The sequence below is a fragment of the Mesorhizobium sp. M7A.F.Ca.CA.002.09.1.1 genome (genome assembly GCF_003998555.1).
GTDB lineage: Bacteria > Pseudomonadota > Alphaproteobacteria > Rhizobiales > Rhizobiaceae > Mesorhizobium > Mesorhizobium ciceri.
The window spans coordinates 1-10,888 of record NZ_RZRR01000073.1 but is presented as its reverse complement, the minus strand read 5'-3'; the positions used below and the strand labels follow the sequence as shown (position 1 = coordinate 10,888).

General features: G+C 63.4%; 10 protein-coding genes and 1 pseudogene. 6 read left to right on the top strand and 5 right to left on the bottom strand.

What is annotated here, in order from left to right:
• Positions 1 to 308: pseudogene (locus EN994_RS05580) on the top strand (thymidine phosphorylase); the annotation flags it as partial.
• Between the two features lie 86 nt (positions 309 to 394).
• Here EN994_RS05580 and EN994_RS05575 read toward each other — a convergent pair.
• The 3 genes from EN994_RS05575 to EN994_RS05560 all read right to left on the bottom strand — a co-directional run bounded on the left by EN994_RS05575 (position 395) and on the right by EN994_RS05560 (position 2,933).
• Complete coding sequence (locus EN994_RS05575; RefSeq protein ID WP_024502797.1) at positions 395 to 958, bottom strand: TIGR02281 family clan AA aspartic protease; 564 nt, start codon at positions 956 to 958, stop codon at positions 395 to 397.
• 224 nt (positions 959 to 1,182) lie between these two features.
• On the bottom strand, positions 1,183 to 1,812 hold the full coding sequence (gene upp / locus EN994_RS05565; RefSeq protein WP_013529626.1) for a uracil phosphoribosyltransferase: 630 nt from the start codon (positions 1,810 to 1,812) through the stop codon (positions 1,183 to 1,185).
• Between the two features lie 146 nt (positions 1,813 to 1,958).
• A complete protein-coding gene (locus tag EN994_RS05560; RefSeq protein ID WP_063168990.1) occupies positions 1,959 to 2,933 on the bottom strand; it encodes an adenosine deaminase in 975 nt (324 codons plus the stop codon).
• Between the two features lie 134 nt (positions 2,934 to 3,067).
• On the opposite strand from EN994_RS05560, the gene ubiE reads away from it, so the two are divergent.
• From ubiE to coaBC, 5 genes are all read left to right on the top strand, one after another.
• Positions 3,068 to 3,844 (top strand): bifunctional demethylmenaquinone methyltransferase/2-methoxy-6-polyprenyl-1,4-benzoquinol methylase UbiE, encoded by a 777-nt coding sequence (gene ubiE / locus EN994_RS05555; RefSeq protein ID WP_063168991.1) that lies wholly within the window; start codon positions 3,068 to 3,070, stop codon positions 3,842 to 3,844.
• A 70-nt stretch (positions 3,845 to 3,914) separates the two neighbouring features.
• On the top strand, positions 3,915 to 5,489 hold the full coding sequence (gene ubiB, locus EN994_RS05550) for a 2-polyprenylphenol 6-hydroxylase (protein ID WP_063168992.1): 1,575 nt from the start codon (positions 3,915 to 3,917) through the stop codon (positions 5,487 to 5,489).
• 81 nt (positions 5,490 to 5,570) lie between these two features.
• Entirely contained in the window at positions 5,571 to 5,828 is a 258-nt protein-coding gene (locus tag EN994_RS05545; RefSeq protein WP_013529622.1) for a plasmid stability protein, read from the top strand.
• A 2-nt stretch (positions 5,829 to 5,830) separates the two neighbouring features.
• Entirely contained in the window at positions 5,831 to 6,253 is a 423-nt protein-coding gene (locus tag EN994_RS05540; RefSeq protein WP_024502801.1) for a type II toxin-antitoxin system VapC family toxin, read from the top strand.
• The gene (coaBC, locus tag EN994_RS05535; RefSeq protein ID WP_063168993.1) at positions 6,250 to 7,482 is read left to right on the top strand and encodes a bifunctional phosphopantothenoylcysteine decarboxylase/phosphopantothenate--cysteine ligase CoaBC; all 1,233 of its coding nucleotides are present in this window, start codon (positions 6,250 to 6,252) and stop codon (positions 7,480 to 7,482) included. The genes EN994_RS05540 and coaBC overlap by 4 nt, the downstream gene beginning before the upstream one ends.
• Positions 7,483 to 7,567: 85 nt before the next feature.
• On the opposite strand, the gene EN994_RS05530 is transcribed toward coaBC, so the two are convergent.
• On the bottom strand, positions 7,568 to 8,146 hold the full coding sequence (locus EN994_RS05530; protein ID WP_063168994.1) for an invasion associated locus B family protein: 579 nt from the start codon (positions 8,144 to 8,146) through the stop codon (positions 7,568 to 7,570).
• Between the two features lie 35 nt (positions 8,147 to 8,181).
• A partial coding sequence (locus EN994_RS05525) for an autotransporter outer membrane beta-barrel domain-containing protein (protein WP_164745818.1) occupies positions 8,182 to 10,888 on the bottom strand: 2,707 nt, incomplete at its 5' end.

Below are 10,888 nucleotides of genomic sequence, written 5' to 3'. Positions count from 1 at the left end.
TTGCCGTCAAGGCGACCGCAAATGGCTTCGTCACCGGCATCGCCACCCGCGATATCGGGCTCGCAGTGGTCGGCCTGGGAGGTGGACGCACGCGGCCGGACGACCAGATCGACCCTGCGGTCGGCATCACCAGACTATTGCCGGTCGGTGCGGAGGTTGGGATCGGCGAGCCGCTGGCGCTGATCCATGCCCGCTCATCGGCCGATGCCGAGGCCGCCGCGGCAACCGTGCTTTCGGCCTATATGGTCGGTGCCTCGAAGCCGCCCGCCGACAAGTCGGTCATCCGGCGGATTCTGCCGCGCGGCTAGAGCAATTCCAGGAAAAGTGTGAAACGGTTCTCCCTGGGAAAAAGCGCATAGCGCTTTCCCTTGGGAATTTGGGAAAACGAATAGCCTTACTGGACGAGCAGCAGCGTGCCGTTCTCGACCTGGTATTTGTCGAGCCGGTTGAGGAAGCTCATGCCGATCAGATTGGTGCGCAGCGCCCTGTCGTCGAGCACGATGGTCTGGACGTCATTGACGGTGATGCTGCCGATCTGCAGGCGGTCGATCATGGCCACAGCCGCCTTGATGGTGCCGTTGGCGGTGTTGACCTCGCGGTTGAAGTCGGAAGCGTTCAGCGACAGGCCGATCCTGCGTGCCGTCGAAATGTTGATGGCGACCAATGTAGCGCCGGTGTCGATCATGCCGTCGACCTGACGTCCGTTGAGCTTGAAGGGTGACGAGAAATGCCCGCGTTCGTCTGCCGCGACGAGGACCTTGCGGCCCATCGGCAGCGGTGCCGCGGGCTTGTTGGGCACCGATGCCAGATTGACGTTCGGCTGGGCTTCGACCGCTTGTTTGCCCGGCACCGCCGACCTCAGCAGGTTTTCGACGAGTTGCGGATTCGACTGATACACAATCGGTATCGATGCCGATGTACCGGCGAAAACGGCGAGGATCAGAAGTTTGCGCAGCATGGATCGGCCTCGCCGCATGACCCCGAAAATCGGGAACGATTTTCGGAAAGGCTCATGCACAAAATCAAAGTGCTACAGCGTCCTTTGCGCGTCCGAAACGGACGCGCGGCGCTGTAGTGACAGCCGATCGTTAAGCCCGGATGGTGTTTGCCGCTTTAACGCGCGCCAAAACCGCGCCTTTTCGTAAATATTTGGTAAATCGTACCAGGCGACTTGGTCTGATATTACTTGGTCCCGTACATGCGGTCGCCGGCGTCGCCGAGGCCGGGCATGATGTAGCCCTTCTCGTTGAGCTGGCGGTCGATCGAAGCGGTGAAGACGGGAACGTCCGGATGCGCCTTGATGAAGCGCTCGATGCCTTCGGGCGCCGCCAGCAGGCAAAGGAAACGGATGTTGGTGGCGCCGCGCTCTTTCAGCTTGTCGATCGCCGCGATCGCCGAATTGGCGGTGGCCAGCATCGGATCGACGACGATCACCAGCCGGTCGGCGAGGTCGCTCGGCGCCTTGAAGAAATATTCGACCGCCTCCAGCGTTTCGTGATCGCGGTAGAGACCGACATGGGCGACGCGCGCCGCCGGCACCAGGTCGAGCAGGCCTTCCAGCAAGCCGTTGCCGGCGCGCAGCACCGAGGCAAAGACCAGTTTCTTGCCCTCGAGCGTCGGCGCTTCCATCGTTTCCATCGGCGTTTCGATGGTCGTCGTCGTCAGTTCGAGATTGCGGGTGACCTCGTAGCCGAGCAGCAGCGAGATTTCGCGCAGCAGCCGGCGGAAGCCCGCCGTCGAGGTTTCCTTCTTGCGCATGATGGTCAGCTTGTGCTGGACAAGCGGGTGGTCGACGACGGTGACGCCCTGCATGGTGTTCTCCTGATGCCTGCGCCCGAAAATGCGCGCATCGCCCTTTCGGACGCGCCGCGCTTCAAGCTGCCTGGGCGAACCCTAGCGGCAATGCGCCGGCCAAGGAACCGCTTGGCCCGCACCGACCACAGCTTTGTCGGCGGAAATCAGCGTGCCGCGCTGTTCAACCGGGCAAGAAGTGCCGTCTTTGTCTTTCTATCGACGAAAGCGGCCTCGATGGCCGTTCTGGTGACGGCGGTCAGCGCCTTGTCGTTCATCGAGAAATGCTCGGCAGCGATATCGTATTCACGCTTGAGCGAGGTCCAGAAATAGGGCGGATCGTCGGAATTGAGCGTCACCTTGCAGCCTGCCGCCTGCAGGGCCGGAAACGGATGATCGGCGAAACTGTCGAACACCTTGAGCGCGATGTTGGAACCGGGGCAGCATTCCAGCACGATACCCTCGTCGGCGATGCGCCGGACGAGGTCCGGGTTCTCGATGGCGCGCACGCCATGGCCGATGCGGGACGGGCGGATGTGATCCAGCGCCGCCTGGACGGTCTCCCAGCCCGTCAGTTCGCCGGCATGGATGGTGATGCCGAGCCCGGCTTCGCGAGCGATCTCGAAAGCCCTGACATAGTCCTCCATATCACCGATCCGCTCATCGCCGGCAACGCCGAAACCGGTGACCAGCGGATGCCCGCAGCGCGCCGCGAAGCGCGCCGCCTGCTCGATCGACTCGACGCCGACATGGCGCACGCCGGTGACGATCATGCGGCCCTCGATGCCGGTCTTGGCCTTGGCGCGGGCCATGCCTTCGCCGAGCGCGTCGGTATAGGCCTTGGGCGACAGGCCGGCTTTTTTAGCGTGGTCCGGCGAGGTGAACACCTCGGAATAGATGGCGCCGTCGCGGGCAAGGCTGGTCAGATAGTGGTCGGCCAGCCGCGCATAGTCCTCCTCGGTCCGGAACAGATCGGCGGAAAAATCATAAGCCGCCAGGAAGGAGGTGAAATCGTGCCAGACGAAGGAACCGTTCTGGATATAGGGCGAGGTGTCCTTGCCGTATTTCTGCGCCTGGCGGATGACGAGTTCGGGCGCCGCTGCCCCTTCGATGTGGCAGTGCAGTTCCGCTTTCAAAGGCATTCAATCATCCCGTCGGTCCGTCCAGGTCTCGAAAACCCGCCACCTGGAAGCGCGGCTGAACACCGCGCCTTAAACAATAGCGCCCGCACCATCGATCGGCTATGGTCCCGCCGGTTTTATGACGGATCAAAAAAATGTCAGTTGAGAGAACCACGGCCGCGGGCGGCATGGAAACCTCCTATGGTTTCAAGCGTGTAGGGGCTGGCGACAAGCAGTCCCTGGTCAACGATGTTTTCCACAAGGTCGCCAACCGCTACGACCTGATGAACGATCTGATGTCGGCCGGCCTGCACCGGCTGTGGAAGGACGCCATGGTCACCTGGCTCAATCCGCCTAAACGGGCGGGCTGGAAGGTGCTCGACGTTGCCGGAGGCACCGGCGACATTGCCTTTCGCATCGTCGATGCCAGCCACGGCAATGCCCATGCCACCGTGCTCGACATCAATGGCTCGATGCTGGCTGTCGGCCGCGACCGGGCCGAAAAGAAGGGCCTGTCCGGCAACACCGATTTCGTCGAGGCCAATGCCGAGGAACTGCCCTTCCCTGATGCCACATTCGATGCCTATACCATCGCTTTCGGCATCCGCAACGTACCGCGCATCGAGGTGGCCTTGGGCGAAGCGTTTCGCGTGCTGAAGCCCGGTGGGCGCTTCCTGTGCCTGGAATTTTCCGAGGTCGAGATGCCGCTGCTCGACAAGGCCTATGAAGCCTGGTCGTTCAACGCCATTCCAAAGATCGGCAAGATGGTCACCGGCGACGGCGAGCCCTATTCCTATCTGGTCGAATCGATCGCCAGGTTTCCCAACCAGCAGAATTTCGCGACGATGATTTCCCGCGCCGGCTTCCACCGCGTTTCCTTCCGCAACTATTCCGGCGGTATTGCAGCACTTCATTCGGGCTGGAAGCTTTGAGGCCGGACCGCATTTCTCACAATCGACGCGTGCTATGCCGGTTCAAAGAGCCGGCAGGGTTGGCGCTGCCATGAGCAATGTCAGTGCAGGATTCCGGCTCGTAAGGGCCGGCTGGGTGCTGGTCCGCGAGGGTGTCGTCGCCGCTCTGCCGGGTGAGGAACTGTCCGGCCTGCCGAAGTTCGGCTGGCGGATGGCACGGCTGTTCACGCGCCGCCGCGCGCTGGCCTATGAGCGCAGCGACCGGCTGGCCAAGGCGGTCGTCCGGCTCGGCCCCTCCTATGTAAAGCTCGGCCAGTTCCTGGCGACGCGGCCCGACGTCGTCGGCAACGACATGGCGCTCGATCTCGCCATGTTGCAGGACAAGATGCACACCTTTCCGAAGGCCGAAGCCATAGCGGCCATCGAAGCCTCGCTCGGGCGCAAAGTCGGCGATCTCTACGCTCAATTCGGCGATCCGGTCGCCGCCGCCTCCATCGCCCAGGTCCATGCCGCCGATGCCATGCATGACGGCGTTGCCACCAAGGTGGCGGTCAAGGTGATCCGGCCCGGCGTGCGCCGCCGCTTCTTCCAGGATCTTGAAAGCTATTTCCTTGCCGCTCGCCTGCAGGAGAAATACATCCCCTCGTCCCGCCGGCTGCGGCCGGTCGAGGTCACCCAGACGCTGGCTCAGACCACCAAGATCGAGATGGATCTTCGCCTCGAGGCGGCGGCCCTCTCGGAGCTCGGTGAAAGCACCAGGCACGACCCCGGCTTTCGCGTGCCGTCCGTCGACTGGGAGCGTACCGGCCGCGACGTGTTGACCATGGAGTGGGTCGACGGCGTCAAGATGAACGACATTGCCGGACTGGTCGCGGCGGGCCACGATCTGAAAACCATCGCCACAAACCTGATCCAGTCGTTCCTGCGCCACACGCTGCGCGACGGATTTTTCCACGCCGACATGCATCCGGGCAATTTGTTCGTCGAGGCGAACGGCACCATCGTTGCCGTCGATCTCGGCATTGCCGGCCGGCTCGGCAAGAAGGAGCGCCGCTTCCTCGCCGAAATCCTCTACGGCTTCATCACGCGCGACTATCTGCGCGTCGCTGAGGTCCATTTCGAGGCCGGCTATGTGCCGCGCCAGCACAATGTCGCGGCCTTCGCGCAGGCGATCCGGGCGATCGGCGAGCCGATCCATGGCCAGCCGGCCGAGACCATCTCGATGGCCAAGCTTCTGACGCTGCTGTTCGAGGTTACCGAGCTCTTCGACATGGCGACGCGGCCCGAACTGATCCTGCTGCAGAAGACCATGGTGGTGGTGGAGGGCGTGGCGCGCACGCTCGACCCGGCCTTCAACATGTGGAAGACTGCCGAGCCGGTGGTCGGCGACTGGATATCAGGCAATCTTGGGCCGCGTGGCATGATGATGGATGCGCGCGATGGCGCCAAGGCGCTGCTGACGCTGGCCCGCCAGGTGCCCGAGCTTGCGGCGCGCACTGACCGGCTGTCGCGCGAGATCGACCTGATGGCCGAGCACGGCCTGCGCTTCGACGAGACCACCGCCCACGCCATCGGCAAGGCCGAGGCGCGCTACAGCCGTTCCGGCCGCTGGGCACTCTGGGTGATTGCCGTGACGCTGGTCTATATCGCCTGGAAGATGATCTGAGTTCTCGGTGACAGCAGTGCCGGCATTGCTATCATTGAAAGCAACGCTTTCATGGACTAGGTTGAGGTAAGGAGCAAAAACATGAGCACACTTACCATCCGCAATCTCGACACCAACGTGAAGCAGAAACTGCGTGAGCGAGCTGCCGTGAGGGGAGTCTCAATGGAAGAGGAAGCGCGTAGCGTTCTTGCCAAGAGTGTTCTTTCGGACGGTGTGGACCAAGACCCTCGGGGAGAGTCACTCTATGCCGCGATTCGTAGGCTGGTTGAGCCCCATGGCGGTTTCGATGTCGAGTTGCCGGAGCGCGGCCCTACGCGCGAGCCACTGAAATTTGACTAACCATGTTCGTGCTGGATACGAATGTTATCTCGGAAACCTTCAAACCACGGCCGGATGCAGGGGTGGCTACCTGGATGGATAGCTCGCTCGCGACCCGCTCATATGTCACGGCGATGACCAAGGCAGAGCTGCTCGTTGGGCTTGCGAACATGCCGGACGGAACGCGTAAGGCTGCACTGGGTAGTGTCATCGGGGCCTTTTTCACCAAATGGCTCAAGACCCCAGTGCTCGCGTTCGGTGACCGCGAAGCCGAAGCATACGCGGAGATTGTTTCGAACAGACGATTTCTGGGACGTCCTATACGCGAATTTGACGCACAGATCGCCTCGGTTGCTCGCTCGCGGGGCTTTGCGGTGGTGACTAGAAACGTTGCTGACTTTTCCGATTGCGGTATCAGCATAGTCAATCCTTGGGAGGGTGCATGAGCCTCTCCGGCAAGCGCATCCTGCTCATCATCGGCGGCGGCATCGCCGCCTACAAAGCGCTGGATCTGATCCGCCGGCTGCGCGAGCGCGGGGCCGCGGTTCGGGTGGTCATGACATCGGCCGCGCAGGAATTCGTCACCACGCTGTCGGTCGGCGCGCTCTCCGCCGACCATGTTTTCACCGAGCTGTTCGACCGCAATGACGAACACGATGTCGGCCATATCAGGCTGTCGCGCGAGGCCGATCTGCTGGTGGTGGCGCCCGCCACCGCCGACCTGATGGCGAAGCTCGCAAACGGCCACGCCAACGATCTGGCCTCCACCGTGCTTGTCGCCACCGACAAGCCGGTGCTGATGGCGCCGGCCATGAACCCCAGAATGTGGGCGCATCCGGCCACCCGCCGCAACCGCGCGACGCTGCAGAAGGACGGCGTCACCTTCGTCGGTCCGGCCAGGGGCGAGATGGCCGAAAGCAATGAGGCGGGCGAAGGCCGCATGGCCGAGCCGCTGGAGATCGTTGCTGCGGTCGAGGCGCTGCTCGATGTCGGCCCCAGGCCGCTGTCGGCGCGCAAGATCATCGTCACCTCCGGCCCGACCCATGAGCCGATCGACCCGGTGCGCTACATCGCCAACCGCTCGTCCGGCAAGCAGGGCCATGCCATCGCGGCAGCACTGGCCAGGCTCGGCGCCGATGTGCGCCTCGTCTCCGGCCCTGTCGGCATCGCCGATCCCCCCGGAGTGAAGACCATTCACGTCGAGCGTGCGCAGGAGATGCGCGACGCGGTGGAACGGCTCTTGCCCGCAGATGCGGCGGTGTTCGTCGCCGCCGTGGCCGACTGGCGCACCGAGAACTCGGCCGGTGAGAAGATCAAGAAGGTCGCGGGCGAAGGGCCGCCGGTGCTGCGCATGGTCGAGAATCCCGACATTCTCGCCGGCGTCGGCCATCACAGCCAGCGACCCGGCCTGGTTATCGGCTTCGCCGCCGAGACACAGGATCTCCTGCGCAACGCCGAGGCCAAGCTCAAGAAGAAAGGCGCCGATCTCATCGTTGCCAACGACGTGTCGCAGGGAAGCGGCGTCGGCTCTTCGGGCGTGATGGGCGGCGATCGCAACCGGGTGCGGATCGTGTCAAAGGCCGGTGTCGAGGAATGGCCGGAGATGAGCAAGGACGAAGTGGCGGCTCGGCTTGCCGCCCTGATCGCCGAACGGCTTAAAACAATCGTCGTTTGACTGAAAAATGTTCTGCTGCAGTGACGCACCGCCCTGCCGCGAGACTGCGTTCAGGCGGCGCGCGCTTTAAGTCCTGCGGCTCACATCAATTGGTCAAAAGCTCCGCGGTTCGGGCAAGTGCGCCGGCGAAGCCGTTGAGCGGAATGGAAAAGCTCACCGCTTGTCCGGTGTCTGCCGCGAAAGCGTCGATCTTCAGCGTGGTGCCTGATTTCAGCAGCGGCGTGACAGTCGCATCGAACATCACCGGCACCAGACAGCCGACGACCTGGCAGGTGTTGAACGCCAGGCTGCCGTCCAGCTTCTGATCGTCGATGGTCAGGCTCACCCCCTTGGCCAGCGCCAGGCCGAACGGCAGCGCAAGCGTTCCCGTGGCATCCTCGCCGGTCTTGCTCGACAGCTCGATCGCCAGCAGGCGCTGATTGTTTTGCTTGTTGAATTGCTGATGCGACAGGCTGCAGGTTTTGGTCGCGCCTGATATCTGGCAATTGACCGTCCAGTCGCCGTGGGTTTCGGACAGTGCCGACGCGCCACCGGGCAACTGCGGCGCATCGGCGGCAGCCGGTGCCGCGACCGCCTTGTCGCTCTTGGTTTGCGCCGCCGCGGCCGGCACACCGACGGTGCAGGCAACACCCAGCATCGCCACGAAATACGCGAACTTCCTCATCAAGACCCCTCCCGCCCGGCTCCGCCTCGGGCCAGCTAGAAGCTGACCTTGAGAGACGCGCTGATCGCGTTCTGTTTAACCGTTTCGCCGAAGGCGCCATTATATCTGACGGACATGCCGACGCCATTGACGCCATTCAGTTCAAGGCCGGCGCCGACCCGATAGAGCGGCGAATCGACGGCCTCCGTCAAGTGCAATGCGGGGTTGCCAGGCAGATTCTCCGCCGCCGCGAAGCGACCTTCGATTTCCCACTCCTTGTTGGAAAACTCCGCCCCGGCCTTGCCGTAGACGCGAAGGCTGGCAATGTCGCTGAGCGCGATGTCGGTGCCGATCTCGATTGCAGGGGTTGCAGAATAGTAGGTGTTGGCCGAGCCATCGAAGTTGAAGGCGGCGACCGAACCCTCCTCCGTGCCTGAGACACGCAGCCAGCGCGCGTCGAACTGCACTGTCGGCTGCAGATAGAAGGCGCCCATCTCCCGGGTGAAACCCAACCGCGCCGAGCCGCCGAACATCGCGGTCTTCTGTGTGTAGGTGACGCTGCTGCCGATGCCAGGCAGCATTACCTCGTCGAGATAATCACCCGCCAACGTTTCGCCCGGAATGTAGAATGCCGGGTCGATATGGGTGTCGCGTTCGCCCTTGAACGAGCCCGTGCCGCCACCGAGTGCAAAGTCCACGAAGTAATTCTTGTTGGTATATTTGGCCAGCGCATAGGCCTGCCAGGCCTCACCGGTGGTCTCCGACAGCAGGTCTCCATTGAAGCCGATCTTGGAATCGAACTCTGTGCGGCCGATCGTGGCACCAAGCGACCAGTTCTGGCCGATCTCGCCAATGCCGCCAAGCGACATCGTCTTCAGGACGTCGTCGCGGCTTGTAGTGCCAGCGCCCGCGTCGCGGCTGTACTCGGCCTGCGGGCTGATCGTTGCCCAGACGCAGCGGCCGTCGGGATTCTTGTAGGCAGGCACGCCAGTACACTCACGCGCCGCTTCCAGCATCATGTCGGCTTCGCGGTTGATCATGTTGAACGTATGCACGGCATAATGCGGTGTGAGCCGGGTCAATGCTGCACCCAGTTCCTCTTCATTGGGCAGGAAGCGCAGCATGTTGATCAGCCTGGCCATCGGGTTGTCCGGGGTCGATGCTGCCTCGACATCGTCAAGGTACTGCGCCATCTGGAACACGCCGGGATCGGTGGTGCCGGACCCCGGATCCTGCGCCAGTTCCAGGAATGTCGGGTTGTCGGCGTAAAGAACGAGATCGGTGCCGCCATCCACCCGGAACTGGAAGTTGAAGCCCACTGCCGGATGCAAGGTCTTCGCTGCTATGCCGGAGTCGGTCATCCCCGAGCCATTGGCGACCACATATTCTGTGAACAGCTTATCGATCGACAGGAAATTCAGCGGCGCTTCGCCGTTGAAGTCACCGGCCGCCGTTAGTGCCAGGGCATCCGTGATCTGGTTGTTGAGATCCACATCGGTGACGAAATCGCCGGAGAGGTTTTGTTTGAAGCCGCCGCCGACATCCACCTTCGCCACCACGCCGATGCCCTGGTTGGTATAGAGCCCGTCATTGGTGAACAGCCCGCCGCCGAGATCGATGGTTTTCAGTCCGACCATCGAGGCATCGGCAAAATTGTGGAAGCTGTTGTCGCCGCCGCCGAGATCGATGTTGCCGATGACGCGTCCCAGCGTGTCGCCCAGCCGCGAATTGTCGACATGGTCATCACCCGACGTGCCGGTAATGGCCAGCGGACTGAAATCGTCGAGCAGCGATTCCAGGATCGCATTGGTCGGCACGACGGGACCGGGCGCCAACAGGAAGGTCTGGAATGCCTGGATATCCGCTGCCTGGATCTCGAATGTCGGCGTCGCTCCCATTGCGTAGAGCAGGCTGTGGTTGGTCAGCGCGTTGTTGGCGCCGCCGACGAGCATGGCGGCAACGCCGGTTCCGGCACCGCCAATCGTGTAATGACCGTTGAGATTGATGGTGATGTTGCCTTTCGCGCCGTTGGCTGTGCTTTCGCCGTAGGCGGCCACGGAACCAGCACCCTGCGCGAACAGGCTGTCGCCCGCGGTCAGCGTAACCGCGTGCGCGTCGCCGATGCCGGTCGCGCTCTGTCCGAACATGGCATACGAGCTCGCACCCTTGACCCAGACCTGGCTCATGGCCGTCGCCGTCGCCGCCGCGGCATCGCCGATGCCACCGCCGGAACCGGCAGCGCCGGCGGAGAGCGTGCCGGCCAGGCCGCCGCCGCCGCCCACCGCCTGGGCCACGATGCCGTGCGCCCGCTCGCCATCGGTGACGATCTCGCCGTCCTGCTGGATGGTCACCGTGCCGCCATTGCCCTTGGCACCCGCAAATGTGTTGAAGCCGATGGTGTTGTTGTCGATGCCGCTGCCGCCATCCGCCGTGGCGCCGAAGCGCCCGAAGCCGGCGCCGCCGATGCCGCCGCCGCCGCCGACCGACTGAGCGATGATGGCGACCGCATCGACACCATGCGTGGTGATGGTGCCGGTGCGGATCACGGTCACGTCGCCGCCATCGCCGCCATTGCCGCCAAGGCCGCCGATGCCGAGCGCGTTCGAGGTTTTACCTTTTGCGTCGCCGCCGACACCGCCGCCGCCGCCCACCGACTGCGCCACGACGCCATGCGCGCGGGCGCCGAAGGCTTCGATCGATCCGGAAACCTCAACCCTCACATCTCCGCCATCGCCGCCGTTGCCGCCCTTGCCGCCCAGGCTG

Coding starts and splice junctions, on each gene's coding strand:
- EN994_RS05575 (WP_024502797.1), bottom strand. CDS start 958: ATGCTGCGCAAACTTCTGATCCTCGCCGTTTTCGCCGGTACATCGGCA.
- upp (WP_013529626.1), bottom strand. CDS start 1,812: ATGCAGGGCGTCACCGTCGTCGACCACCCGCTTGTCCAGCACAAGCTG.
- EN994_RS05560 (WP_063168990.1), bottom strand. CDS start 2,933: ATGCCTTTGAAAGCGGAACTGCACTGCCACATCGAAGGGGCAGCGGCG.
- ubiE (WP_063168991.1), top strand. CDS start 3,068: ATGTCAGTTGAGAGAACCACGGCCGCGGGCGGCATGGAAACCTCCTAT.
- ubiB (WP_063168992.1), top strand. CDS start 3,915: ATGAGCAATGTCAGTGCAGGATTCCGGCTCGTAAGGGCCGGCTGGGTG.
- EN994_RS05545 (WP_013529622.1), top strand. CDS start 5,571: ATGAGCACACTTACCATCCGCAATCTCGACACCAACGTGAAGCAGAAA.
- EN994_RS05540 (WP_024502801.1), top strand. CDS start 5,831: ATGTTCGTGCTGGATACGAATGTTATCTCGGAAACCTTCAAACCACGG.
- coaBC (WP_063168993.1), top strand. CDS start 6,250: ATGAGCCTCTCCGGCAAGCGCATCCTGCTCATCATCGGCGGCGGCATC.
- EN994_RS05530 (WP_063168994.1), bottom strand. CDS start 8,146: ATGAGGAAGTTCGCGTATTTCGTGGCGATGCTGGGTGTTGCCTGCACC.